We start from the raw sequence: 24650 nt of genomic DNA on the forward strand, positions 1-24650 counted from the left end.
CGTGCCCTACCGCCTGCTGGCAGTCCACGCCCACCCCGACGACGAGTCGAGCAAGGGTGCCGCGACCGCCGCGAAGTACGTGGCCGACGGGCACCAGGTGCTCGTCGTGTCCTGCACCGGCGGCGAGGCCGGCGACATCCTGAACGACCAGCTCGGCGAGCCGGCGACGAGCCGTGCGCACCGCGACATGGCCGGGTACCGCCGCACCGAGATGGCCGCGGCGCAGCAGGCACTCGGCATCGACCACCTGTGGCTCGGGTACCACGACTCGGGGTTGCCCGACGCCGAGAAGGGCGAGACGGTGCGGCCGGGCACGTTCTCGACGGTCCCGCTCGAGTACAGCACCGAGGCGCTGGTCCGCGTGATCCGCCGGTTCCGCCCCCACGTGCTCGTCACCTACGACGAGAACGGCGGCTACCCGCACCCCGACCACATCCGCACGCACGAGGTGTCGATGGCCGCGTGGTCCGCCGCCGCAGACCCGTCGGCGTACCCGACCGCCGGTGCACCCTGGTCGATCGCGAAGCTCTACTACGAGCGCACGATGAACCCGCGCCGTTTCAGCACGATCTTCGAAGCCCTGCAGGAGCGCGACCCGGACAGCCCCGCGGTCGAGCAGCTGCGCGAGTGGGTCGAGCGGTTCGCCGACCGGCCCGACCTCGCCACCACCCACGTGGACGTGCACGAGTACTTCGACCAGCGCGACGCCGCACTCCGCGCGCACGCCAGCCAGGTCGCCCCGGACAGCGCCTTCTTCTACTGGCCGAACGACCTCCTCGCAACGGTGTGGCCGACCGAGGACTACCAGCTCGTGGAGGCACGCGTGCCGACCGAGCTCCCGGAGACCGACCTGTTCGCCGGGATCCCAGCCGACAAGGAACCGACCTCGTGAGCACCATCGCGGCGGCACTCGCCGCCACCCCCAGTCCCAGCCCCTCGGTCGTCCCCGACGTCGACGTCACCCCGGGTGTCGTCGGGTTCATCGCGATCGCGCTCGTCGCCATCGTGACGATCCTGCTCGTCGTCGACATGACCCGGCGCATCCGCCGGACCCGCTACCGCGCCGAGGTGCGGGAGCGGCTCGAGGCCGAGGCGAACGGCACCGCGGGTGACGGCACCGCGACGGACGAGCCGGAGCGGCGGGCGGCCGAGGACGGCCGGGCCGACGTCGGCGACGACACCGAGCGCGGCTGACGCGGCCGGGTAGGGACTGGAGGCCCGTGGCGGCATCGCCACGGGCCTCCCGTCCGCCTTGTGCGCGCGCCGACCGGAATCGGGCGCGGGCGCACCAGGAACGTGCGACGGTCAGCGCACGGGGTCCAGCGCGACGATGAGCACGCCGACCCACTGCGCACCGAACGCCACGACGGTCAGGGCGTGGAACACCTCGTGGAACCCGAACTGCGTCGGCACCGGGTTCGGCCGCTTGAAGCCGTAGACCAGCGCCCCGATGATGTACGCGACGCCGCCGGACAGGATGAGCACGGTCATCGGGACGCTCGCCGCGAAGAACTGCGGTAGCAGCGCCAGGGCAGCACACCCGAGCACCAGGTAGATCGGCACGTACAGCCAGCGGGGCGCGTTGATCCAGAGCACCCGGAACGCGATGCCGAGCGCTGCGCCCGACCACATCACCCACAGCACGACGACCATCAGCGTGTGCGGCAGGGCGCAGATCGCGATGGGCGTGTAGGTGCCGGCGATGAGCAGCAGGATGTTCGTGTGGTCGATGCGCTTCAGCACGGCCTTCACCTTCGGCCCCCACGGGAACCGGTGGTAGGTCGCCGAGACGCCGAACATCGCCAGCGACGTCGCCATGAACACGGCACTGCCGACCTTCGCCGCGGTGCTGTCGGCGAGGGTGATCAGGACGACCCCCATCGCGATCGCGAACGGGAACGCGCCGAGGTGGATCCAGCCGCGCCAGGCGGGACGGGGCTCCGACGTGGGGGCCGTCGCCTCTTCCGTGAACGGGACGTGGGGGAGGGTGCCGGTCTCGTGCTCGTCCTGCATGGACCCGACCATAGGGCCTGATCCCGAACGACCGCCACGTGTCCGCAGAGCGGGCACCCCCAGGGCTCTCGTCCAGGTGGTGCACTACGCTCGGTGCGTGACCGGGACGGCGGGATGGACAGGGCGGGGGATCCTCTACCGCGCCTACCAGCGCCGGATCCGCCGCCAGCTCGAAGGGGCCGCGAAGCCCAAGCACGTCGCCATGATCGTGGACGGCAACCGCCGCTGGGCGAAGCAGCTCGGGCTCGAGTCCGCCGCACACGGCCACCGCGCCGGCGCCGCGAAGATCCCGGAGTTCCTGACCTGGTGCGACGACCTCGGCATCGAGGTCGTGACGCTCTACCTGCTGTCCGCCGACAACCTGACGGGTCGTGGCGGCGAAGAGCTCGAGGAACTCGTCGGGATCATCGCCGACCTCGCCGGGGTCCTGGCCGACAACCGTGACTGGCGCGTGCAGCACGTCGGCTCGAACGAGGGGCTGCCGGACAACCTGGTGACCGCGCTCGAACGGGCCGAGCAGCGCACCGCCGGACGCACGGGGCTGCACGTCAACCTGGCCGTCGGGTACGGGGGCCGTCGCGAGATCGCGGACGCCATGCGCAGCATCGTGCAGTCGCACGGCGCGGGTGGCGGCACCATCGACACCCTGGCCGAGGTGCTGACGCCGGAGCTCATCGGCGACCACCTGTACACGCAGGGCCAGCCGGACCCCGACCTGGTGATCCGGACCTCGGGCGAGCAGCGGCTGTCCGACTTCATGCTGTGGCAGAGCGCGCACAGCGAGTTCTACTTCGTCGAGGCGTTCTACCCGGACCTGCGCGAGGTCGACTTCCTCCGTGCGGTCCGCGACTTCGGGCTCCGCTCGCGTCGCTTCGGCGGCTGAGCGTCGCTTCGTCCGTTGAGCGTCGCTTCGGCGACCGAGCGCGGCTGAGTGCGGTCGGGCGCGGCTGGTCGCCCAGCCACCAGCCACCTGCCGCACCGGGTTCGTCGGCGGAGCCACGTCCCAGTAGGCTCTCAGGGTTCAACCCTGTGAAAGGTGCACCACCTGTGAACATCGACGAGTACGCCGCCGGCTTCTCCGAAGACCCCGGTTACCTCGACCACGCTGCGTTCGGCCCCGTGCAGACCGCCGTGCTCGAGGAGCAGCGCGTGCTCGGCACGATCCAGGCCCACATGCGGTTCGGCGCGATGGAGACCCTCGACGAGCAGGACGCCCGCGTCCGCGCCGTCGCCGCGCGGCTGGTCGGCCGCCGCGAGGACCAGGTCGTCTCGCAGGCCGCCACGACCCCCGGCCTGCTGCACACCGCCTTCGGCCTGACCGGGGGTGTGCTCGTGTCCGCCGACGAGTACCCGTCCCTGCCGCTCGCACTGGCCAGCGCTGCGTCGGCCACCGGAGGACGGGTGCAGCCCGTCGTCATCGAGTCGGGTGCCGGCTGGGTGACACCGGAGCTGATCCGTGAGCGCCTGACCGACGAGGTGACCGCCGTCGCGGTGTCGCTGGTCGACTGGCGCACCGGCTACCTGACCGACCTCGCCGCCATCCGCGAGGTCATCGGCGACCGCCTGCTCATCGTCGACGCCATCCAGGGTTTCGGTGTCGTCGACGCCCCGTACGAGGTCGCCGACGTGGTCGCCACCGGCGGGCAGAAGTGGTTGCACGCCGGGTGGGGCACCGGCTTCGTTGCGTTCAGCGACCGCGCCCTGAACCGGATCCGTCCGGCGCTGTCCGGTCCGCACGGCACGTCCGGCTGGCCGACCGGGGTCCCCGCCGTCCGTCCAGCAGCCGCAGGCTTCCAGATGTCCCGCATCGACCCGGTCGCGCAGGCCCGGCTCGCGGTGTCGCTCGAGCGCCTCACCGCCGTCGGTGTCGCCGCCGTGCAGGAGCGAGTCGCCGACCGCGTCGAGCGCGTCTTCGCGATCGCCGACGAGTTCGGGCTCGAGGTCGAGTCCAGCCGCGACCCGGCAGAGCGCGCCGGCATCGTGGTGCTGCGGCCGACGCAGGGTCGCGTGACCGCCCTGTCCGCGGCGATGCACAACCACGGCGTCACCGCGACCACGCGGCTCGGGGTCGCGCGCGTGTCGGTGTTCCCGTCGACCACCGACGAGACCCTCGACATGTTCCGCGACGCCTGCGTCTCGTACGCCACCATGCAGTAGCAGCGGCGGGCTGCGGGTTCGCGGCCCGCGGGCGGTCACGACACCCCGCTCACGTCCGCCGGGTGGTCACCATCTGTCGGCTGGCGCCGCAGCGGCCGACGGTTCGTGACCAGTCGACGTCGCGCGCGTGACGAGTCGCGACCAACGGACGGCCTGGAGGCGCGGTGTCAGGCCGCCACGGGCCTCCTGTCCGTTGCCTGCTCGCGGTCACGAAACCACGCTCACGTCCGCCGGGTGGTCACCACCTGTCGGCTGGAGCGGTCGCAACAGACAACTTGTGACCAGCCGCGTCACGAGGTGCGCTCGCGTTGTTCACGCGACCGTAACTCCAGAAACCGCGTGTCGCTGGCGGGGTGTCGGGGGCCGGACGTACGTTGTCCCCATCGGGCACCGCGCCCGATCGAAGCGGCCACAGTCGGTGCTTCGGGACCCGCTCCGTGGCCGCGTTCGAGGACAGGACCGGGCCCGTCGCGGCCCGGGGATGGAGTGGTCGTGACCTCTCAGAACGTCTCTCGCGGAACACAGGAACAGCACACCGCGGACTCGTCCACATCGGTCGCCCAGCGCACGTACGTGCTCGACACATCGGTGCTCCTCAGCGATCCGCGTGCCTTGTTCCGCTTCGCCGAGCACGCCGTGGTCCTGCCCGTGGTGGTCGTCAGCGAACTCGAAGCGAAGCGCAACGACCCGGAGATCGGGTACTTCGCCCGGCAGGCCCTCCGGCTGCTCGACGAACTGCGCATCGAACACGAGCGGCTCGACTTCCCGATCGCGATCGGCGACGGCGGCTCGTTCCGCGTCGAACTGAACCACTCCAACCAGTCCGTCCTGCCGTCGGGCCTGCAGCTCGGCGACAACGACTCCCGCATCCTCGCCGTCGCGTCGAACCTGAAGAACGACGGGCTCGACGTCGTCGTCGTGTCGAAGGACCTGCCGCTCCGGGTCAAGGCGTCGTCGATCGGCATGGCGGCCGAGGAGTACCGCGCCGAACTCGCGGTCGACTCTGGCTACACCGGCATCGCCGACCTGCAGGTGTCCGGCGAGCAGATGTCCGACCTGTACGAGAAAGAGGAGATCCGCTCCGCGAAGCTCGACGGCGTCCCCGTGAACACCGGGGTCGTGATCCACTCCGAGCGTGGATCGGCGCTCGGCCGCGTGCACGTCGCCGGAGCAGTCGCCCTGGTGCGCGGCGACCGCGAGGTCTTCGGGCTCCGCGGTCGCTCGGCCGAGCAGCGGCTCGCGATCGACGCGCTGCTCGACTCCGAGATCGGCATCGTCTCGCTCGGCGGCAGCGCCGGCACCGGCAAGTCGGCGCTCGCCCTGTGCGCCGGACTCGAAGCGGTGCTCGAACGCCAACAGCACAAGAAGATCATGGTGTTCCGGCCGCTGTACGCCGTGGGCGGGCAGGACCTCGGCTTCCTGCCGGGTGACGCCGGCGAGAAGATGAACCCGTGGGCGCAGGCCGTCTACGACACCCTCGGTTCGGTGGTCTCGGACAACGTGCTCGACGAGGTGATCGAGCGCGGCCTGATCGAGGTGCTGCCCCTGACGCACATCCGTGGCCGCTCCCTGCACGACGCCTTCGTGATCGTCGACGAGGCCCAGTCGCTCGAACGGAACGTGCTCCTCACCATGCTCTCGCGCATCGGCCAGAACTCGCGGGTGGTGCTCACCCACGACGTCGCGCAACGCGACAACCTGCGGGTCGGCCGGCACGACGGGATCGCGTCGGTCATCGAGCGGCTCAAGGGGCACCCGCTCTTCGCGCACGTGACGCTGACGCGTTCCGAGCGCTCCGCGATCGCCGCTCTGGTCACGGACCTGCTGGACTCGCCCGATCTGGTGTAGCGCGCGTCGGGCCGCCACGTGACGGACGGGAGGCCCGGTGCCAGCTGGCACCGGGCCTCCCGTCCGTCCTGGGGATGTGTCAGGAGCGTCGCGTCAGTTCGGGTGGGTCATGCTGAGGACGTCGAGCGCCTCGTCGAGCTGCGCCTCGGTGACCTCGCCGCGCTCCACGTGGCCAAGGGCCACGACAGCCTCGCGCACGGTGATGCCCTCGGCGACGGCGTACTTCGCGACCTTCGCCGCCGCCTCGTAGCCGATGACTCGGTTGAGCGGGGTGACGATCGACGGCGAGGACTCCGCGAAGGCGCGGGCACGCTCGAGGTTCGCCTGCAGCCCGTCGATGGTCTTGTCCGCGAGCACGCGCGAGCTGTTCGCCAGCAGGCGGATCGACTCGAGCAGCGCCGTGCCCATCACCGGGATGGCGACGTTCAGCTCGAACGCACCCGATGCGCCCGCCCAGGCGATGGTGGTGTCGTTGCCGATGACCCGGGCGCCGACCATCAGGGTGGCCTCGGGGATCACCGGGTTCACCTTGCCGGGCATGATCGAGGAACCGGGCTGCAGGTCGGGGATGTGCAGCTCGCCCAGCCCGGTGTTCGGACCGGAGCCCATCCAGCGCAGGTCGTTGTTGATCTTCGTCAGGCTGACGGCGAGCACCTTGAGCGCACCGGACGCCTCGACCAGGGCATCACGTGCGCCCTGTGCCTCGAAGTGGTCGACGGCCTCGGTGATCGGCAGGTCGGTGTCGCTCGCGAGCTGGGCGATGACCCGCTGCGGGAAGCCCTTGGGGGTGTTGATGCCGGTGCCGACCGCGGTGCCGCCGAGCGGGACCTCGGCGACGCGGGGGAGCGTTGCCTGCACCCGCTCGATGCCCAGGCGGATCTGGCGGGCGTAGCCGCCGAACTCCTGCCCGAGGGTGACGGGCGTGGCGTCCATCAGGTGCGTCCGGCCGGACTTGACGGCGTCGGCCCACAGGGTGGCCTTCGCCTCGAGCGATTCGGCGAGGTGCTCGAGCGCGGGCACGAGGGTGCGGATGAGCGCTTCCGTCACGGCGACGTGCACGGAGGTGGGGAAGACGTCGTTCGACGACTGCGAGGCGTTGACGTGGTCGTTCGGGTGCACGGCGGAACCCGCGATGTCGGACGCCAGTGTCGCGAGCACCTCGTTCATGTTCATGTTCGACGACGTGCCGCTGCCGGTCTGGTAGACGTCGACCGGGAACTGGTCGTGGTGCTGCCCACCGATGATCAGGTCGGCCGCACCCGCGATGGCGTCGGCGACGGCGGGCTCGACGATGCCGAGCTCACCGTTCACGATGGCCGCGGCGCGCTTGATCCGCGCGAGCGCCACGATCTGCGCCGACTCGAGCCCGGTGCCCGAGATGGGGAAGTTCTCGACGGCGCGCTGGGTCTGGGCACGGTAGAGCGCCGACTTCGGCACCCGTACCTCGCCCATGGTGTCGTGCTCGATGCGGAACTCGGTCGGGGTGGTGTCGGTCACGTCGTCGTGGTCCTTCCTGGGGTGCTCGCCGGTCGCGGTCGCGCCGGCCCGTGCCTGCGCCCCGGGGTCGCCGGGGCGGTCGTCGTCGGGGTCGGTGTCGGCGTCGGTCAGACCTGGCCGACGACGGTGTCGATGGTGACCTCTCCGGTGGCGAGGTCGTAGGTCGCCCCGACGACGGCCAATCTACCCTCGGCCACGGCGTCGGAGACCGCGCCGGAGCGCTCGATCACCTGGCGGAGGGTCGCTTCGAGGTGTGCGGCGCCGACGGCTTCCTGCGGCAGCTCGGCGTCGGTGCGCCGGACCTTCTCGACGCTCGGGGCGATCGCGTCGACGAGGGCCTGCAGGTGCGGGGCGGGGACGGGCTCACCGGAGCGCGCGGCCGCGACGGCACCGCACCGGGTGTGCCGGAGCACGACGACCAGGGGGGTGCCCAGCGCGACGACCGCGAACTCGATCGAGCCGAGGACGACGTCGTCGACGATCTGGCCCGCGTTGCGGATGGCGAACAGGTCACCGATGCCGGCGTCGAAGACGTGCTCGAACGGCACCCGCGAGTCCGAGCAGCCGAGGACGGTCGCGAACGGCGACTGCGATCCTTCGAGTTCGGTGCGGCGGTCCGGGTCCACGCGGCCCATCCGGCGCTTGTCGGCGGCGAAGCGGGCGTTGCCGTCGACGAGCAGGCGCAGGGCGTCGGACGGGGTGGAGGCGGCGCGGTCGGGCATGGGACTCCTCGGTTCGGATGGGACGCAGCGGGGCGGGTGCGGTGGTGACGGGCGGCGGTCGTGCCGGTCGTCGTCTACTCGGTCAGTTGTCGGGAGACGGCGGTGGCCACGGTCCGGAAGGCCTTGTCGTCGGCGGTACCGGAGAGCACGATCGTGTCCTTGCCGAACGTCGAGACGAGCGAGTACGCGTGGTTGCCGGCGTCGGTGCCCTCGGCGCGGCGGTCGTAGACGGTCCACTCCGTGTCGCCGATGGTGCGGTCACCGGTGGACGGACGCTGGTCGAGCTGGTTCGACACCCACGAGGCGTTGGCGTCGATGCCCTGCTGCAGACCGAGGTACTGCTTGTCCGGGGTCACGAAGCCGACGGTCCAGACGTCCACACCGTCGGTGGTCTTGTTCGCGAAGTCCGCTCGGTTGGCGCTGTAGCCGTCGGGCAGCGGGGGCGCCACCAGGGTGACGTCGTCGACCTGGGCCTTGGCCGCAATCTGCTGGTAGTCGACGGTGCGGTCCACGGTGGTGTCGGGCCGGACGACGACGGCGACCAGGAACAGCACGATGCCGAGCGAGGCGATGAGCGCGATGACCAGGTTGAACGCGGTCTGGTGCTGCCGGCGGGCGGTCCGGGCGGCGTCCTTCCGCGCCCAGGTCTCCTCTGCCGTCTCGGGGCGACCGAGCTCGGCGACGATCGGACGGCCGTTCGGGTCGGTCATCGGCCGGAGCCGTCCTGGGCATCGCTGGCGGCACGGGCCGCGTCGAGTCGCGCGCGGGCACCGACGAGCCACTCTTCGCACCGGGCGGCGAGGGCTTCGCCCCGCTCCCACAGCGCCAGTGAACGTTCGAGGGTCGCGGAGCCCTGTTCGAGCTCGCTCACGACGCGCACGAGTTCGTCGCGGGCCGCTTCGTAGCTCAGCGACTGGACGTCGGTCTGCTCGGGTTCCTGCTGGGATGGCACGGGACGATCCTACCGAGCGTCCACCGACGATCCGCCGCCCGGACCCAGGCTGTGGAGAACACCCGTCGTGCTCAGGAGCCGTCCGGGCCGGGGCCGTCCGGTTCGAGCGTGCCCGTGGCCGTGCCGGCACCGAGCGTGACGTGCACCGGCGTCGCTCCGGACAGGTCGTCGGTGCCCCGGACGACACCCCCGTCAGCCCGCTGCACGATGGCGTACCCGCGGCGCAGGGTGTCGCGGGGCGAGAGCGCCCGGAGGCGAGCGGTCAGGTGCCCGACCTCGGAGTGTCCGCGCTCGAGTCGGCGGTCGAGCAGTTCGCGGGCGCGGGACAGGTCGCGCGCGACCTCTTCCGCACGGGTGTCGACGAGCCACGCGGTCGACGCCAGGGCCGGCCGCGACCGCAGCGCGGCGAGCCGGTCGGCCTCGACCGACAGCGTGTGCGAGAGCCGCAGCCCGAGCCTGGCGCGGGCGGCCCGCACGTTGGCGAGCTCCTCGGCGACGTCGGGCACGACCCGCTTGGCGGCGTCCGTGGGGGTGGAGGCGCGCAGGTCGGCGACCTCGTCGAGGATCGGGCGGTCGGCCTCGTGCCCGATCGCCGAGACGATCGGGGTCGACGACGCCGCCGCCGCACGGACGAGTCCTTCGTCGCTGAAGCCGAGCAGGTTCTGGAAGTCGCCGCCGCCACGGGCGATGATGATGACGTCGACCTCGGGGTCGGCGTCGAGCTCGAGGATCGCCGCGGTGACCTCGGCGACGGTCCGTTCGCCCTGCACCGCGGTGTGCACGGTGCGGAACTCCACCTGGGGCCACCGCAGCTGCGCGTTCCGCTTGACGTCCTTCTCGGCGTCGGAGTCCTTGCCGGTGACCAGGCCGATGCGGTGCGGCAGGAACGGCAGACGCTGCTTGCGAGCCGGGTCGAACAGGCCTTCCTCGGCGAGGGTGCGGCGGAGGCGCTCGAGGCGTTCGAGCAGGTCACCGAGCCCGACGTGCTTCATCTCGACGACCTGCATGGTCAGCGAGCCGCCCTTGACCCAGTAGTTCGGCTTGAGTGCCGCGACGACCCGGTCGCCCTGCTTGATGTCCGCCGGCACCCGGGAACGCACACTCGACCAGATGGAGAACGACACGGTGGCGTCGACCTCGACGTCCTTGAGCTTGCCGTACACGTTGCCGCCGGCGACGTTCCACTGCGTGATCTCGCCCTCGACCCAGGCGGTGCCGAGCCGGTCGATCCAGTCGCGGAGCTTCGCGCCGAGGAGCGCCACCGGCCACGGGTTGTCGGCCGTCGGCGGGCCCTGTTCGATCGCCATGTCGCTCCTCGTCCTGCTGGGACGTCCATCGTGCCCGAGACCGGTGACAGGGGACGGACGTCATGTTGTCCACAGGCACCCCGCGCGCCCAGGTCGCGTGCGTGCCGCTCACCTATCATCGGGGACGTGACGATCACCAACGGCCACACGGTCCCGCTCGCCCCACCGCGTGTGCACGCGGCACGGGGCCGACTGCGTGACGAGCCGGTCGCCGGCCCCAAGAAGGTGCTGCTCGCCGCGCCCCGTGGCTACTGCGCCGGGGTCGACCGCGCGGTCGTCGCCGTCGAGAAGGCGTTGGAGCAGTACGGCGAGCCCGTCTACGTCCGCAAGCAGATCGTCCACAACGTGCACGTGGTCTCGACGCTCGAGCAGCGCGGCGCCGTCTTCGTCGACGACGTCGCCGAGGTCCCCCGCGGCTCGCACGTGGTCTTCAGCGCGCACGGTGTGTCGCCGGCCGTCGTCGCGGGTGCCGAAGTGCGCGACCTGCACGCCATCGACGCCACCTGCCCCCTCGTCACCAAGGTCCACCGCGAAGCCACACGGTTCGCGAAGGCCGAGCGCACCATCATCCTGATCGGGCACGCCGGCCACGAAGAGGTCGAGGGCACCATGGGACACGCCCCAGACCGCACGATCCTGGTGAGCGGCCCCGCCGACGTCGCGGCGCTCTCGGTGCCGGACCCGGACAACCTCGTCTGGCTGTCGCAGACCACGCTCAGCGTCGACGAGACGATGGAGACCGTGCGGCTGCTGCGCGAGAAGTTCCCGGCCATCCAGGACCCCCCGTCGGACGACATCTGCTACGCCACGCAGAACCGCCAGGTCGCGATCAAGAAGGTCGCGCCCGGTGCCGACCTGGTGATCGTGGTCGGCTCGGCGAACTCGTCGAACAGCGTCCGCCTGGTCGAGGTCGCGCTCGAGCACGGTGCCCGCGCCGCGCACCGCGTCGACTACGCGGAAGAGATCCAGCAGGACTGGCTCGACGGCGTCGAGACGGTCGGCGTGACGAGCGGTGCGTCCGTGCCGGAAGAACTCGTGACCGAGGTGCTCGAACAGCTCGCCGACGCCGGCTACGCCGCCGTCGAAGAAGTCGTCACCGCACACGAAGACCTGATGTTCTCGCTCCCCAAGGAGCTCCGCACCGACGCATCGGGCAACCCGACGCGCGCGCTCGGCGGGCGTCGGGCATGAGCGGCGCGGACGGCTGGTCCTCGGTGCCGCGCCGCCACCCGGCGGACCACGGCGACGCCGGTGTCGGTTCCGGCCAGGAGGCCCGGGGAGCGTCCCCGACGTCGCCTGCCGGTCCCGCGAACGGTCGGCCCCAGGGCCGTCCCGCCCCGGGCTACGGCGAGTACGCGCCCGAAGGCTGGGTGAACCCGGTCCTCGTCGAGCAGGAGCGGCAGGAGCGGCAGGACCGCGAGCGACAGGACCAGGCCAAGGCCGTCGGCGGGCGCGACGCTGCTCCGCGCGACAGCGTCCGCACCGACCACGCTCGTCCGGACGCTCGCTCCGGTGCGGCCCCTGCCGGGGTGCAGCGGACGATGCCACGGAGCCGGTTCGGTCGCACGCCGGCCGATTTCGTGCTCACCGTCGGGCTCCTGGCATTCGGACTCGTCTCCGTGGTGCAGTCCCTGTCGGTCGGTGACGTCGCCTCCACCGTGCGGCGCACCCTCGAGACCCAGTACACGGCACTGAACGACCCGAGTGCCCTGAGCACGGCTGCCGTCATCGCCGCGATCACCAACGTGGTCGTCTTCGCTCTGGTCGCCTGGTGGTCCATCCGCCGGCTCCGGGCACGGAAGCGGACGTTCTGGGTGCCGCTGGTCGGCGCGGTCGTCGCCACGGCCATCAGCACGATCGCGTTCGTCGTCGTGGTCCTGCAGGACCAGGCCTTCGTCGACTTCATGCTGCGACAGTCCGGCGCCTGACCGCCTGACCGCCTGACCGCCTGACCGCCTGACCGCCTGACCGCCTGACCGCCGGGCTGCTCGCCGCGCCCGCCCTCGGCCGTCGAGTGGTCGCAACGTGCCGCGTTCCCGCCGTCGAGTGGTCGCAAAGTGTCGTCCGGCATCGGCGCGACCGACACTTCATGACCCCTCGGCCTTGCGCGCGCGGGGAGTCGTGACCATTCGGCGGCTGGTCCGTCGGCCAGTCGCGGTGCCGGTGCCCTTCCGGCGATCGTCGTCAGCCTCACCGACACACCCAGCACCTGCGGTCGAGCGGTCGCAACACGCCGCGGGCCCGCCGTCGAGTGGCCAGGAAGTGTCGTCCGGCATCAGCGCAACCGACACTTCGTGACCACTCGGCCTTGCGCGCGCGGGGAGTCGTGACCACTCGACCGCGGGCGCGGTCCCGCCGTCGAGTGGTCAGGAAGTGTCGTCCGGCATCGGCGCGGCCGACACTTCGTGACCACTCGGCGACACGAGCGCGGGGAGTCGCGACCACCCCGGCCCGCCGACGCCGCCGCCCGGAGGTCAGCCGGCCAGGAAGGCCGCGACCGCGCCGTGCAGGGCGGCCAGGTCGTCGACATGCACGAGCTCCCGGATCGAGTGCATCGACAGCAGCCCGACGCCGATGTCGATCGTCGGGATCCCGAGTCGGGTCGCCGCGATCGGGCCGATCGTCGAGCCGCCGGGGATCGTGTTCACGTTGACGAACGGCTGCCACGGCACACCGGCGGTCTCGCACGCGGCGGCCCAGACGGCTTCGCCCTTCGCCTCGGTCATGTAGCGCTGGTTCGCGCTGATCTTCAGCAGCGGACCGGCTCCGGGACGCGGACGGTTCGTCGGGTCGTGCTTCTCCGGCTGGTTCGGGTGCACCAGGTGCCCGGCGTCGCTCGACAGCAGCCACGATGCACGGAACGCCCGGGCAGCTTCGGAGCGGGTGGCGCCGAGGCCCTCCTGCACACGGCCGAGAACGTCCTCGAGGAACGGACCCCCGGCACCGGACGGCGTCGACGACCCGATCTCCTCGTGGTCGAACGCCGCGAACACCGGGATGTGGTCACCGTCGGTGGGAGCGTCGACGATGCCCCGGAGTCCGGCGTGCACGCTCGTCAGGTTGTCCATCCGGCCGGACGCCAGGAACTCCCGCTCGATGCCGATCCGGGCCGGCGCCTGGGTGTCCGCGAGGAACAGGTCCCACGACACGGCACCCTCGCCGAGCCGGGCGAGCAGCCACTCCACGACAGAGGTCCCACCGGCGTCGCCGTCGACCCCGACGATCGGCAGGGTGTGGCGCTGGCGGTCGATCTCCTTGCCGTCGTTCACCCCACGGTCCAGGTGGATCGCCAGGTTGGGGATCCGGGCGACGGCATCGGTGCTGACGAGCCGCACGCTGCCGTCGGCGTCGACGACCCGGCCGGCGATCCGGAGGTCGCGGTCGAACCAGGTGGACAGGAGTGCGCCGCCGTAGACCTCCACGCCCAGCTGCTCCCAGCCCCCGGTGCGGACGCCGGGGTTCGGCTTGATGCGGAAGCCGGGGGAGTCGGTGTGGGCGCCGAGGATCCGGAACGGCGTCGTCGGGTCGGCACCGTCGGGCAGACGCCACGCGATGACGGCGCCGTCGCGGACCACCACGTACGCACCGGGTTCGGTCGGCCAGGCGTCGAGCTCGGACAGCTCGGTGAACCCGGCAGCGACGAGACGGTCACGGGTCGCCGCAGCCGCGTGGAACGCGGTCGGCGACTCGGTGACGAACTGGGCGAACTCGGAGGCGATGGCGTCGACGGTCACCCGACCATCGTGGCACGTGACGAGCGTGGCGGAGGCGAGCCGTGCCTCCAGGCCGTCCGTCGAGACGCCGGCGTCATCGCAAGACGCCCCCGGAAACGCGAGACGCCGCCGGAATCCGCGGTGTTTCGCGGACACGACGGCGTCTCGCGACGGGTCGGACGGGACGGACCTGCTCAGCCCTTGGCGTGACCGGCCGAGCCGAGGACCTTCGCGGCCTCGACGACGCGAGCCGCCATGGCGGTCTCGGCGACCTTGCCCCAGGCGCGGGGGTCGTACTGCTTCTTGTTCCCGACCTCGCCGTCGATCTTCAGCACGCCCTCGTAGTTGCGGAACATCGAGTCCGCGATCGAGCGGGTGAACGCGTACTGCGTGTCCGTGTCGATGTTCATCTTGATGACGCCGTTGCGGACGGCCTCGTGGATCTCGTCGTCGGTCGAGCCGGAGCCGCCGTGGAAGACGAGGTCGAGGGGGTTCTCGCCGGTGCCGTGCTTCGCCGCGACGGACGCCTGGATCTCGCCGAGGAGCTCGGGACGGAGCTTGACGTTGCCCGGCTTGTAGACGCCGTGCACGTTGCCGAAGGTGAGCGCCGCGATCCAGCGGCCCTTGTCGCCCAGACCGAGCGCGTCGACGACCTTCTCGACGTCGTTCGGTGTGGTGTAGAGCGCGTCGTTCGTGCCCTCGTGCTGGACGCCGTCCTCTTCGCCGCCGACGACGCCGATCTCGACCTCGAGGATCGCGTTGATGTTCCGCGTCTTCTCGATCATGGTCTTCGCGATCTCGATGTTCTCGTCGAGCGGCACGGCCGAACCGTCCCACATGTGCGACTGGAAGATCGGGTTGCGACCCTGCCGGACCTCTTCCTCGCTCGCCGCGATGAGCGGCAGGACGAAGCCGTCGAGGGCGTCCTTCGGGCAGTGGTCGGTGTGGAGCGCGACCGTGATGTCGTAGTTCTTGGCGACCTCGTGGGCGAACTTCGCCATCGCGAGGGCACCCGCTGCGCGGTTCTTGATGGTGTGGCCGGCGAAGTAGTCGGCACCGCCCGTCGTGACCTGGAGGATGCCGTCGGAACCGGCTTCCTGCAGGCCCTGGAGGACCGCGTTGATGGTCTGCGAGGAGGAGACGTTGACCGCGGGGTACGCGAACTTGCCCGCCTTCGCGCGTTCGATCATCTCGGCGTACTGTTCCGGCGTTGCGATGGGCACGTGGATCTCCTTCGACTTCGGTGATGTCCCCGCCGATCGTAGTCAGAAGCTCTGGAGGCGCGGTCCGGGTTACGCGGTCGGCTCACGTCCGGCGTGCACATGCGTGCACGGGCCCGGTGTCCGGACCGTCGGCCGGCCGCCGGTCGGTAGGCTCGGGTCGTGACTCCCACGACTGAGACCGGCTCCCTGTTCCTCCAGCCCGACCGCAACCTCGCGCTCGAGCTCGTGCGTGCGACGGAGGCCGCCGCGATCCGTGCGCAGCCGTGGGTCGGGCGTGGCGAGAAGAATCTCGCCGACGGCGCCGCGGTCGACGCGATGCGCAAGTTCCTCGGCACCGTGAACTTCGACGGTGTCGTCGTCATCGGCGAGGGCGAGAAGGACAACGCCCCGATGCTCTACAACGGCGAGCACGTCGGCAACGGTCACGGCCCGGCCTGCGACATCGCGGTCGACCCGATCGACGGCACCTCGCTCACCGCCGCAGGCCGCCAGAACGCCATCTCCGTCATGGCCGTCTCGGACCGCGGCTCGATGTACGACCCCTCCGCCGTCTTCTACATGGACAAGATCGCCGCCGGCCCCGAGGGCCGCGGTGTCCTGGACCTCGAGAAGCCGATCGGTGACAACATCCGCGCGCTGGCGAAGGCCAAGGGCAAGGACCTCGAGGACATGGTCGTCGCCGTGCTCGACCGCCCGCGCCACGACGAGCTGATCCGCGCCATCCGCGCGACCGGTGCCGGCACGCGACTGCTGCTCGACGGTGACGTCGCCGGTGGCATCGCCGCCGCGCTGCCGGGCTCGACCATCGACATGTGCGTCGGTGTCGGCGGCACCCCCGAGGGCATCATCACGGCGTGCGCGATCAAGGCGCTCGGCGGCGTGATCCTCGGCAAGCTCCAGCCGAAGGACGACGAGGAGCGCGAGCGCGCCATCGCCGCCGGCCACGACCTGGACAAGGTCCTCGACCAGGACGACCTGGTCACCGGCGACAACACGTTCTTCGTCGCCACCGGCGTCACCGACGGCGTCCTGGTCGACGGTGTCCGTCGTTCGCGCGGCGTCATCCACACCGACTCGCTCGTGCTCCGCTCGCGCTCGAACACGATCCGCCGCATCCAGGCGGACCACCGTGCGGAGAAGTGGTTCTAGGCCGGACGATCGTCCGCCGCTTCGGGGCGTCGCCGGTCTTCCGGCGGCGCCCCGTTGTGCGAGGCCTTGCGTAGGCTCGACGCATGACTGCGACAACGGCACGGATCGTCGGACTGGACACCGCGGGCATCCGCACCCTGCACGCGGAGGCGGACGGCACGGCCGACCGGCTGCCGCACGTCGTGCCGGTGGCACCCGACCTCGGCGTGATCCTGGCGGACGAGGACGGCGCGATCCTCACCGCGCCGGCCCTTGCCGAGATGGGCTGGGCGGACGACGACGTCCTGCGCGCAGCCGTCGCCGCCGCACAGGAGCAGGCCGGAGGCGACGTCGCGGTGATCCAGCCCGGCACGATCGTCATCCAGGACCCCGACCTCGCCGTGGTGCTCGTGCTCGCACCGCAGGCGTTCCAGGGCATCGAGTTCCGCGGCAGCGCAGTGGTCTTCCCGGTTGCGCCGACGACGTTCATCGTCACCGGCGACCAGGACGAGGACGGGCTCCAGGTCGCGGCCGGTGTCGCCCAGCAGATCCTGGCCGACGACGAGGGCGAGGTCCTGAGCGGACCGCCCATGGTGCTGCGCGGTGACGGGTGGGTCCGGTTCGAGCACCCGTCGCTCGACGGCGAGCTCCGGACGATCCGCGCGCTCTGGACCGCGACCGCCGCCAACCTGCAGCAGGACGCCCTGCAGGAGTCGTTCGACCGGCGGGGCGAGGACGTCCACGTCGGTGCGGTCTCGGTCGCCCGGCTCGCCGAGGACGACCCGGCCTTCTCGTACTCGTCGTGGACCGAGGACGTCGAGACCGTCGTCGCCGCGGTCGACACGATCGTGCTCGTGACCCTCGACGGACAGACGCAGCCCGTGCCGTTCGGTCGGCTGCGTGAGCTGGCGTCCGGATGGATCGAGGAACTCCAGGTCCGCCCGACGCGCTACCGGCTCCGCGGGTTCCCGGATCTCGAGTCGGTCCGCGCGGCCCTCTGACGGGTCGACCCCGGTCGGTGGCACTCGTCCCGGTCGCTGCCCCCTGATATGGTCACACTCGCGTGCTTGTGGACAACGGCGCGAGAGACCGGACCTGGGGAGGAATGATGGGGCGACCGTCGGGGTGGGACGTTGTCGATCAGGGTGATGACCCGGTCAAGGGGGATCCGTCGACGTTGCGGATGATGGCGCGGGAGTACCAGCGCATCTCCGACGCGGCCGATGACGCCTCGACGCGGCTGAAGTCGGTGAAGGGCTCCGGGTGGCTGACCGACTGGGAGGGTGAGGCTGCTGATGTGTTCGTCGACGCGATCGAGGACACCCCGTCGGACCTGACCAAGCTCGTCGATTCGTACGAACTCGCCGCGACGGCGTTGTCGGGGTGGGCTGACACGGTCGATGACNGTGAAGCCGCGGACGTGTTCGTCGACGCGATCGAGGACACCCCGTCGGACCTGACCAAGCTCGTCGATTCGTACGAACTCGCCGCGACGGCGTTGTCGGGGTGGGCTGACACGGTCGATGACACCCAGTACCGGGCTGATGGTGCGTTGGCGGACGCGAAGGACGCCACCGGGGACCTCGCCGCGGCGCAGGACCGGTTGGCGGATGCGCAGTCGACGTTGTCGCACTACGAGTCCGCGTCGAAGGACCTGTCGAAGGTCGCGGACGAGTACCCGGCGGGTTCCGACGTGCCGGACGGGGTGGATGTTCCCTCGCCGGCGCAGTTGCGGGCAGCGTCCGACAACGCTTCCGTCGCGCAGGGGTCGGTGTCGTCGGCGCAGGGGGACATCTCGGCGGCGCAGTCGCGGATCGATGCCGTCGCGCAGGGGTCGGTGTCGTCGGCGCAGGGGGACATCTCGGCGGCGCAGTCGCGGATCGATGCGGCGAAGCGGCTCGTGGCGGATGCGAAGGGTGATTGGCAGGACGCGGAGCAGCGGACCGCGACGAAGATCGGTGAAGCTGCTGACGCGGGGCTCGGGAAGCAGTCCGCGTGGGACAAGATCTTCGGGTCCGAGGCGTGGGAGACCATCGTGTCGGTGGCGAAGGTCGTCGTGGCGGTGGGTGGGATCATCGCGATGATCATCCCGGGGCCGTGGACGTTGGTCATCGCGGCGATCGCGCTCGTGGTGTTGGCGGACACGTTGTACAAGATGAGCAAGGGCGAAGCCGACGGGTGGGACCTCGCGTTCTCCCTGCTCGACTGCGTCCCCGCAGGCGGCGCGGTCGGCACGCTCTTGAAGAGCACCCGAATCGCCACGCAGATCGCACGCGTCGGGTCGATCAGCATGAAAGGCGTGGCGGTCGTCGGCCGTTCGACCGGCCCGTTCAGTATGGCGAGCCGATCGGCGCGTGCGCTCCTCACGAGGGTCCAGCGGCCACTCTCCGGTCTCAGCGACGTGAGTAGCTCGGCTCTCAACCCGCTCCGGAAGCTGACAGATGCGGCTAACCCCACCGGAAGGTCGATCTCTCGCTTGAGCTCGAACAAGACAAAAGCTGAGTTCGGAGAAGCGCAGACCAAAGCCTTCTTCGAGTCTCATGGTTTTGTAGATGTCACAAGGCCGAAGAGCGTGTTCAAAAACGGTATCGACCATGTATTTCATCACCCAGAAACTGGGCAGTATTTCGTTGTTGAGTCCAAATTCTCGTCCAACGCGGGCAAGAGTGGAGTGGACCTACTCGGAAGCACGAAGAATCATGGCCGACAAATGTCGGACACGTGGCTTAACGGGATACTTCCTGGACAGCCCGGTTCGCGACTCCGAGTCGGCACACAGTCCGAACACTCTTCTGCTGTTGTGAACTCGTTGATCGACGGTACGCTTGAGCGCGTGGTTGTCAAGATCAGTCCGGACGGTACGTGCCTTCCTCAGCTACTCGACGCAGCGGCACGTCTACGCTGAACATCATGACTCCACGTGATGACCGAGTGAATGCTGCCTACTGGGACGACGCGTTCAGAGTCCTCGAGCGGGATATCGAGAAGTTTCGTCCGTTCAGCCATACTTTCCGGTCGGATGACGTCAGGGCTGGCATCATGCGGACCACGGCGAACTTGGAGAATGTGCTGTTCCTGCTGGGAGCGCGCTATTCAGCCGGAGCGCCCGTGCTCGAGCTCGCGGCGGACGTCGATTCGGCCGTCACTGTCTGGGAGACCTGGAACCGCTACGCGGCGGTGCCGGATGCGGGATTCCCATTGGATCCATTGGAGTTCGACAACAAGTCGACGTACTACAACGCGTTGTGGCTGTCGTCGATAGCGCGGTGCATCGGTGTCGCTCCGGAGTTGATGGATCGGTTGATCGGGATTGTTGCTGCTGCTGGCGGTGCTGATCCAGTGCTCGGGGTGCTGCTGGGGGTTGATCCGGTGCGGGACACCGTGTGGCACAAGCGACCGTTCCAAAACCTTGCTACGGCAGCGAGTGCTCCGTACGATCGTGCCGTTTCTGCGTTGAACAGGTATGTGCAAGCGTGGCAGAAGAACATCTCGTTCATCTGGTGGGCGCCGGCACTGCAGGCAGTGCAGGGAGACCGGTTCGAAGCGTACTTTGGGTACTGGGCGTGGGAGGCCGCGGGGCTCGTGGTGGCGCGGGGGCTTGACGATTCGGCGCTACGGTCGTCGCCGTACTACCCAGTCGATCTCGTCGACGTCCAACGGGACAGATGAGTTGCCTACTTTCTCGAGCGAGGACCTCGGGGAGGGGCCGCGGCTGATTCAGAGATGTACCGGGCGGCCATCGTGGAAGCAGGCGCTGCGCGCATCCGGTCCATCCGCGGGACAGGGGTGACTTCGATCAACTCTTCCTACTCGAGACACGGTGATGTTACATGCGAACTCTGAAGGATGCTCAGGACGAATTTGCGAAGGAAGTGCGCACTGACGAAGAACTTATTTGGGATAGGGGATGGATCGAGACCGACGATTGGTGGATCGTTCTGTACAATAGTCGAAAGTATTACGAGACGCAAAATCCATTGTTTAGCCTGGCTGGAAATGGCCCGTTTGTTGCACCAAAAGACGGCGGTGCATGTTTCACTCTTCAAGCGAATACCTCGGTCGAATCACAAATAGAGCAACGGGGTCAGCGGGTCATCAGTCGGTCTCGGTGAAGCCACTTCTGGCTCGAGCGTAGAAGAACGAGGTGGCGGTCGAGGGTTGTACCCGTAGCGTTTCTAGCTCGAACTCTTTGCGATTGCTCGGGATTCCGTTGATCGTTGGTCGGGTAGCAGGGCAAGGCAGGAACTGATCAAGCGCCAATCTGAATTGATCCGACGATCTGCCAAATCTCACACTGATTCTCCGGTGCAGGGGCCGAGCACGCGAACCTCATCAACGCTTCACGAAGCGTGGCCATGCCGAGCCCGAAACGTTGGGGGCGCTGAGGTTCGGATAAAGTTGCAAGGCGCGAATTGGTCGAAAGTGAATCCAGATGGGTGTCACGACCCCCGAGGCTCCCCGGAGGACCACAGTGAGGGAACATCGACTAACAACCGTCGAGGAACGGCAAGTCGAGGCGCGCTTGATCGCGCCCGAGGGATTCCAGTACCCCGAGCGCTTTCAACGTGCCCTTGCACAACACCCGCTTCCCGACATCGATCCCTTCATGTGGACGTCTGAGTACGAGAACCAGACAACGGACTGGGTTGACATCGTTGGGAAGCAGTATCCGACCCGTTCCCTCGTACCCTTCGCAAAGCACCAGGACACAGACGATGTGTTCTGCTTTGACGGTGGCGACCATTCGGGCGACCCTCCCGTGCTGATCATCCATACGTTTGCTTCGCCTGGGACGGAGTACCGGGGTCAGTGGACGTCGTTCGACGTCTGGTGGGAGGAGATGGAGGAGCATCGAGCAGCGTGGCTCGCGGAGCAGGAAGAGGACTGAGACATGCCTCGTACGGACAAGTCGATCAGCAAGGCGATGTCGCACGCGTTGCGGCACGAACCGGGTGCGTACGGGCTGGAGCTCGACGCCGACGGGAGCGTCCCGCTCGCAGACCTCGTGGACGCCTTGCAGCGGGCGGGCGTGGCAGCGTCCGAGGACGATGTTCACCGTGTGGTGGTCGAATCCGACAAGCAGCGCTTCGCCGTCGAAGGCGCCCGGATCCGTGCCCAGTACGGGCACTCGATCGACGAGCGCATCGTGAAGCAATTGATCGTTCCGCAGCCGGTGCTCTGGCACGCAACTTCCCCCGCTGCGGCTGAGTCGATCCTGCGCGACGGGCTCTTGCCGATGGGGCGCCAGTACGCGCATCTGACGACCGATCGCGAGCTGGCTCTGCAGGCTGGGCGGCGCAAGTCCACCGCTCCCGTCCTGTTGCGAATCGATGCAGCTCGCGCCCACCTGGAGGGCGTGGAGTTCTCGGAGGGGCACGACCGGGTGACCCTGGCCTTGTTCGTTCCCGCTCAGTACATCTCGGCGGAAACCTCCCGATCCTGATGCCGCTGTTCCGACGGAATGCTGGGCTGCGCCAGCGGGCGAGCGAGTTCAACGGTCGCTACTGGCGGAGTGCCATCCAAGTCACCTCAACCAACTGGGAGGGGCGCAGGGCAGCGGTGCACCGAGCAACGGATGCGGAGAAGCGACTGAGGGCGTTGCGCGGCGAATGGCACATGGGCCTCAAGCATCTGGTCGTGCAGTACTCCGCAGGTGTCAGCGTCGATGAGATCGGCGATGTAGCCGAGTCCGTCGCGGCCTCGTACCGTGCTTGGGTCACCTCCGCGCTCTCCGATGCCGGTCCTTCGCCCCGCCTCAGCGACGGGAACGAGTACTACATCAGCATCTTGCAACTTCTCGGGATCACGACGGGCTGTGGTCGGGACGACAGCGCGCGGACGATACTCGAGTCCGTGATCAGGCAGGGCGCGGATCCGTTGTTCTCGGCTCTTGCTTCTGCACACCGGCTGGCCCTCCCCAGCGGATCCCCCGCGGCTTCGACGCCCAGGGTTGCGCGGCCTCTGCTGGCGGTTCTTCAACGGCCCGAAGAAGCGGACCGCATGATCCAGACCTATCTGACGGACTGGCCAACGCGTATGAAGTCGATGAGCTGGATGGGGTCCCTGGAACGGGTCAGACCCGGTGACTCGTACGGTCAAGGTTTCATCGGGTACTGGGCGATGGAACTGCCTGCGGTGGCCAGTGCCATCGATGCGCACCTCGACGACGTTGTGTCGCCCTTCCTCCCAGCAGACCTCTTGTGAAGTTCGACAGATCTTTGGTCGGCCAGCCCAGGTGAGGCAACGATAGGAACGAGTGTCGACGGGGCAATCGCGTGCGCTCCTCCCAGCGAGACTCTCGGTGAAGGCGGTCAACTGGCGGTCGAGCAGCGCCCTGTCGTTGCGAAGGCCCCTGGTCGCTACACGAACGAAGGTGGTTCACGGTGATCGACGTCGAAGTGCTCCGCACAGCGCTCGATCCGTCCTCGATGGACGTTCCGAAGCAGGTCCGGAACGCCTTCGAGAAGGCGGCCCGGGTGAAGTCGTTCGTCACGGTTCCGGGCGGGGCTGCGCTGATCTGGGGATCGGTGTTGATCGCGGTCTACGGGGACGCTCCCCGTGTGAGCACGGCGGCACGCGCGCTGCGCGTCCCTGACGAGGGTGTGTCCCACACCCAATGGACGAGGCAGCGTGGTGCCTACGCGGCGGTGGCATTCGCAGCCGCTCGCGACTCCGACCCACCATCGGTTGCGGCACGGACTGCCGGATGGACGGTGAGAGAGCCGTTGATGCAAGGGAAGGCGCTTCGGCACCACATCGACCGGTCCGCCGAGGAACGGGAGATGGACGAGTTCATGCCGGTTTCGGGGCACCTCGCCGCCTTCGCATCGGACATGGTGATCCTGGGGACCATGTGGCTGTTCGGCGGGTCTGACGCGTGGCCGATCGGGCGGATCGCAGCGGAGTGGGACCGCAACGCCGAGGCCGTCCGCGCGCTCCCCGGGTACTCCGACGCATGAGCCGTCGCCCCGAGGGTGATCCTGTCGTGGTCAGGAGACCGACGCGTCGTCCTCGTCCGCCCACAGCGGGTCGCTGACGGTCCGGGGCAGCAGCACCCCCGGCGACGCCGGCCACGGCAGCCGCGTGATCGGCCAGTTCGAGGCGAAGAGCTCACGCCGCCCAGCATCGAACTCCTGCACCGTCTTGAGCTCGTCGTAGACCAGGGCGTACGCGGCCCGCAGGTTGTCGAAGTAGTCGTCCCACGAGTCGAACAGGGTGAAGGCGACATCGGAGACCAGGTCGATCGACGACCAGGCATCGTCCTCGTTCAGGAGCCCGGCGGCGTACGCACCTCTGACGGCGGTGACCGCGTTCTTGACGTCCATCGACCAGAGCAGCTTCGGCGGGTGGTCCGCTCGGCGTTCGAGCAGGCTCGACCCTGCCCACGGGTCGGTGCCGAGCAGTGAGGACAGCCGGGTGAGCCGGGTCTCACCCTCGGCGGATCGGCTCAACGCAAGGAACTGCCACGACACGCTCTTCGGACCGAGCAGGTCGACGGCGAAGGCCTGTGCGTCCCGCCCGCTGGCGATCTTGTAGGTCCCGTCGAGTTCGCGGCGCAGGAACGTCAGCGGGGGCAGGGGGATGGTCACGAAGGGCGACGACGTGGTGTCCTGCAGGTACTCGCCGCCGAGCTCCACCCGCGAACCGTACGGGGCGAGCGACGCCGGCCACCATCCGTCGTGGAAGTCGCCGAACGAGGCGAGGGCCAGCTGCTGCAGTCGGCGGACGGGCAGCTCGCTGGCGCCGGTGCGCTCCCGGTACCGCCGCTGTTCCCGCACCGGCAGCCCGATGTCACGGAGCGAGGTGATGAAGGTCAGCACGAACCACACGACGACGGCGATCAGGAAGCAGCGCCACACCGCCTGGATGCCGTACCCGAAGTGCGCCCGGACGTCGTACGGACCGGCTGTGGCGGCGACGAGGGCGACGAAGAACGCCACGATAGCGATCGACATGGTGATCCACGCTGCGGCGCGGTCCCGTCGTCGCCCGGTCTGCTTCCGCGCCTTGGCGACCATCGCCCGGTGTCGCCAGCGTGGACGGACCGGGAACTCGCGGTCGCCGGGATGGTTCTGCAGTGCTTCCCCCAT

At 69.3% G+C, this 24650-nt stretch carries 25 protein-coding genes; 16 read left to right on the forward strand and 9 right to left on the reverse strand.

Annotated elements, in window-relative coordinates; genetic code table 11:
- Position 1 precedes the first annotated feature (1 nt).
- Complete coding sequence (gene mca / locus ASF75_RS15545) at positions 2-892, forward strand: mycothiol conjugate amidase Mca (RefSeq protein WP_139179747.1); 891 nt, start codon at positions 2-4, stop codon at positions 890-892.
- The gene (locus tag ASF75_RS15550; protein WP_017886736.1) at positions 889-1194 is read left to right on the forward strand and encodes a hypothetical protein; all 306 of its coding nucleotides are present in this window, start codon (positions 889-891) and stop codon (positions 1192-1194) included. Before mca ends, ASF75_RS15550 begins: the two co-directional genes overlap by 4 nt.
- Positions 1195-1305: 111 nt before the next feature.
- Here ASF75_RS15550 and trhA read toward each other — a convergent pair whose 3' ends face one another.
- Entirely contained in the window at positions 1306-2013 is a 708-nt protein-coding gene (gene trhA / locus ASF75_RS15555) for a PAQR family membrane homeostasis protein TrhA (RefSeq protein ID WP_042537844.1), read from the reverse strand.
- A gap of 97 nt (positions 2014-2110) precedes the next feature.
- On the opposite strand from trhA, the gene ASF75_RS15560 reads away from it, so the two are divergent.
- The 3 genes from ASF75_RS15560 to ASF75_RS15570 all read left to right on the forward strand — a co-directional run bounded on the left by ASF75_RS15560 (position 2111) and on the right by ASF75_RS15570 (position 6018).
- Positions 2111-2896: an isoprenyl transferase gene (locus tag ASF75_RS15560; protein WP_031259495.1), complete on the forward strand. Its 786-nt coding sequence runs from the start codon at positions 2111-2113 to the stop codon at positions 2894-2896.
- Between the two features lie 164 nt (positions 2897-3060).
- Entirely contained in the window at positions 3061-4170 is a 1110-nt protein-coding gene (locus ASF75_RS15565; protein ID WP_056072846.1) for an aminotransferase class V-fold PLP-dependent enzyme, read from the forward strand.
- A gap of 486 nt (positions 4171-4656) precedes the next feature.
- Positions 4657-6018 carry a PhoH family protein gene (locus ASF75_RS15570; protein WP_175470777.1) on the forward strand — a complete coding sequence of 454 codons (1362 nt, stop codon included), beginning with the start codon at positions 4657-4659 and terminating at the stop codon, positions 6016-6018.
- 93 nt (positions 6019-6111) lie between these two features.
- On the opposite strand, the gene ASF75_RS15575 is transcribed toward ASF75_RS15570, so the two are convergent.
- From ASF75_RS15575 to xseA, 5 genes are all read right to left on the reverse strand, one after another.
- On the reverse strand, positions 6112-7515 hold the full coding sequence (locus tag ASF75_RS15575; RefSeq protein WP_082509792.1) for a class II fumarate hydratase: 1404 nt from the start codon (positions 7513-7515) through the stop codon (positions 6112-6114).
- A 107-nt stretch (positions 7516-7622) separates the two neighbouring features.
- Positions 7623-8237 (reverse strand): carbonic anhydrase, encoded by a 615-nt coding sequence (locus tag ASF75_RS15580; RefSeq protein WP_017886730.1) that lies wholly within the window; start codon positions 8235-8237, stop codon positions 7623-7625.
- A 74-nt stretch (positions 8238-8311) separates the two neighbouring features.
- Positions 8312-8947 carry a DUF4245 domain-containing protein gene (locus ASF75_RS15585; protein ID WP_056072848.1) on the reverse strand — a complete coding sequence of 212 codons (636 nt, stop codon included), beginning with the start codon at positions 8945-8947 and terminating at the stop codon, positions 8312-8314.
- On the reverse strand, positions 8944-9189 hold the full coding sequence (locus ASF75_RS15590; protein WP_017886728.1) for an exodeoxyribonuclease VII small subunit: 246 nt from the start codon (positions 9187-9189) through the stop codon (positions 8944-8946). The genes ASF75_RS15585 and ASF75_RS15590 overlap by 4 nt, the downstream gene beginning before the upstream one ends.
- Positions 9190-9260: 71 nt before the next feature.
- Positions 9261-10496: an exodeoxyribonuclease VII large subunit gene (xseA, locus tag ASF75_RS15595; RefSeq protein WP_056072851.1), complete on the reverse strand. Its 1236-nt coding sequence runs from the start codon at positions 10494-10496 to the stop codon at positions 9261-9263.
- Between the two features lie 126 nt (positions 10497-10622).
- Between xseA and ASF75_RS15600 the strand changes: the two genes are divergently transcribed.
- Together ASF75_RS15600 and ASF75_RS15605 are read left to right on the forward strand one after the other, a co-directional pair.
- Positions 10623-11687 (forward strand): 4-hydroxy-3-methylbut-2-enyl diphosphate reductase, encoded by a 1065-nt coding sequence (locus tag ASF75_RS15600; RefSeq protein ID WP_056072853.1) that lies wholly within the window; start codon positions 10623-10625, stop codon positions 11685-11687.
- Positions 11684-12424, forward strand: coding sequence for a DUF6264 family protein (locus ASF75_RS15605; protein WP_056072856.1), 741 nt, complete (start codon positions 11684-11686; stop codon positions 12422-12424). The genes ASF75_RS15600 and ASF75_RS15605 overlap by 4 nt, the downstream gene beginning before the upstream one ends.
- A gap of 546 nt (positions 12425-12970) precedes the next feature.
- Here ASF75_RS15605 and ASF75_RS15610 read toward each other — a convergent pair.
- Both ASF75_RS15610 and fbaA read right to left on the reverse strand, forming a co-directional pair.
- Positions 12971-14230, reverse strand: a complete 1260-nt coding sequence (locus tag ASF75_RS15610) for a M18 family aminopeptidase (protein ID WP_017886724.1) — start codon at positions 14228-14230, stop codon at positions 12971-12973.
- Between the two features lie 173 nt (positions 14231-14403).
- Positions 14404-15432 (reverse strand): class II fructose-bisphosphate aldolase, encoded by a 1029-nt coding sequence (fbaA, locus tag ASF75_RS15615; protein ID WP_017886723.1) that lies wholly within the window; start codon positions 15430-15432, stop codon positions 14404-14406.
- Between the two features lie 159 nt (positions 15433-15591).
- Between fbaA and glpX the strand changes: the two genes are divergently transcribed.
- The 9 genes from glpX to ASF75_RS18185 all read left to right on the forward strand — a co-directional run bounded on the left by glpX (position 15592) and on the right by ASF75_RS18185 (position 23519).
- Positions 15592-16581: a class II fructose-bisphosphatase gene (glpX, locus tag ASF75_RS15620; RefSeq protein WP_017886722.1), complete on the forward strand. Its 990-nt coding sequence runs from the start codon at positions 15592-15594 to the stop codon at positions 16579-16581.
- A gap of 83 nt (positions 16582-16664) precedes the next feature.
- Complete coding sequence (locus ASF75_RS15625) at positions 16665-17561, forward strand: hypothetical protein (protein WP_056072859.1); 897 nt, start codon at positions 16665-16667, stop codon at positions 17559-17561.
- A 68-nt stretch (positions 17562-17629) separates the two neighbouring features.
- Positions 17630-17965 (forward strand): WXG100 family type VII secretion target (locus tag ASF75_RS18180; protein ID WP_235517715.1); only part of this gene is annotated, 336 nt, incomplete at its 3' end.
- A 1505-nt stretch (positions 17966-19470) separates the two neighbouring features.
- Entirely contained in the window at positions 19471-20229 is a 759-nt protein-coding gene (locus tag ASF75_RS15635; RefSeq protein WP_082509793.1) for a PoNe immunity protein domain-containing protein, read from the forward strand.
- Positions 20230-20390: 161 nt separating this feature from the next.
- Positions 20391-20672, forward strand: coding sequence for a YrhB domain-containing protein (locus ASF75_RS17450; protein ID WP_082509794.1), 282 nt, complete (start codon positions 20391-20393; stop codon positions 20670-20672).
- A 320-nt stretch (positions 20673-20992) separates the two neighbouring features.
- Positions 20993-21448, forward strand: coding sequence for a hypothetical protein (locus ASF75_RS15640; RefSeq protein ID WP_082509795.1), 456 nt, complete (start codon positions 20993-20995; stop codon positions 21446-21448).
- A 3-nt stretch (positions 21449-21451) separates the two neighbouring features.
- Complete coding sequence (locus tag ASF75_RS15645) at positions 21452-22003, forward strand: RNA 2'-phosphotransferase (RefSeq protein ID WP_056072866.1); 552 nt, start codon at positions 21452-21454, stop codon at positions 22001-22003.
- A complete protein-coding gene (locus ASF75_RS15650) occupies positions 22003-22764 on the forward strand; it encodes a PoNe immunity protein domain-containing protein (RefSeq protein ID WP_056072869.1) in 762 nt (253 codons plus the stop codon). Before ASF75_RS15645 ends, ASF75_RS15650 begins: the two co-directional genes overlap by 1 nt.
- A gap of 578 nt (positions 22765-23342) precedes the next feature.
- Complete coding sequence (locus ASF75_RS18185; protein ID WP_181440350.1) at positions 23343-23519, forward strand: hypothetical protein; 177 nt, start codon at positions 23343-23345, stop codon at positions 23517-23519.
- 30 nt (positions 23520-23549) lie between these two features.
- Here the strand turns inward: ASF75_RS18185 and ASF75_RS15660 are convergent, their stop codons facing one another.
- A complete protein-coding gene (locus ASF75_RS15660) occupies positions 23550-24650 on the reverse strand; it encodes a DUF1266 domain-containing protein (RefSeq protein ID WP_056072874.1) in 1101 nt (366 codons plus the stop codon).

The sequence above is a fragment of the Curtobacterium sp. Leaf154 genome, assembly GCF_001424595.1.
In the GTDB taxonomy this organism is placed as follows: Bacteria; Actinomycetota; Actinomycetes; order Actinomycetales; family Microbacteriaceae; genus Curtobacterium; species Curtobacterium poinsettiae.

Bases quoted from the DNA above. Each gene is read 5' to 3' on its own strand.
- trhA (WP_042537844.1), bottom strand. From the start codon at position 2,013: ATGCAGGACGAGCACGAGACCGGCACCCTCCCCCACGTCCCGTTCACG.
- ASF75_RS15580 (WP_017886730.1), bottom strand. From the start codon at position 8,237: ATGCCCGACCGCGCCGCCTCCACCCCGTCCGACGCCCTGCGCCTGCTC.
- ASF75_RS15585 (WP_056072848.1), bottom strand. From the start codon at position 8,947: ATGACCGACCCGAACGGCCGTCCGATCGTCGCCGAGCTCGGTCGCCCC.
- xseA (WP_056072851.1), bottom strand. From the start codon at position 10,496: ATGGCGATCGAACAGGGCCCGCCGACGGCCGACAACCCGTGGCCGGTG.
- ASF75_RS15605 (WP_056072856.1), top strand. From the start codon at position 11,684: ATGAGCGGCGCGGACGGCTGGTCCTCGGTGCCGCGCCGCCACCCGGCG.
- ASF75_RS15625 (WP_056072859.1), top strand. From the start codon at position 16,665: ATGACTGCGACAACGGCACGGATCGTCGGACTGGACACCGCGGGCATC.
- ASF75_RS15635 (WP_082509793.1), top strand. From the start codon at position 19,471: ATGACTCCACGTGATGACCGAGTGAATGCTGCCTACTGGGACGACGCG.
- ASF75_RS17450 (WP_082509794.1), top strand. From the start codon at position 20,391: ATGCGAACTCTGAAGGATGCTCAGGACGAATTTGCGAAGGAAGTGCGC.
- ASF75_RS15640 (WP_082509795.1), top strand. From the start codon at position 20,993: ATGGGTGTCACGACCCCCGAGGCTCCCCGGAGGACCACAGTGAGGGAA.
- ASF75_RS15645 (WP_056072866.1), top strand. From the start codon at position 21,452: ATGCCTCGTACGGACAAGTCGATCAGCAAGGCGATGTCGCACGCGTTG.
- ASF75_RS15650 (WP_056072869.1), top strand. From the start codon at position 22,003: ATGCCGCTGTTCCGACGGAATGCTGGGCTGCGCCAGCGGGCGAGCGAG.
- ASF75_RS18185 (WP_181440350.1), top strand. From the start codon at position 23,343: ATGGACGAGTTCATGCCGGTTTCGGGGCACCTCGCCGCCTTCGCATCG.
- ASF75_RS15660 (WP_056072874.1), bottom strand. From the start codon at position 24,650: ATGGGGGAAGCACTGCAGAACCATCCCGGCGACCGCGAGTTCCCGGTC.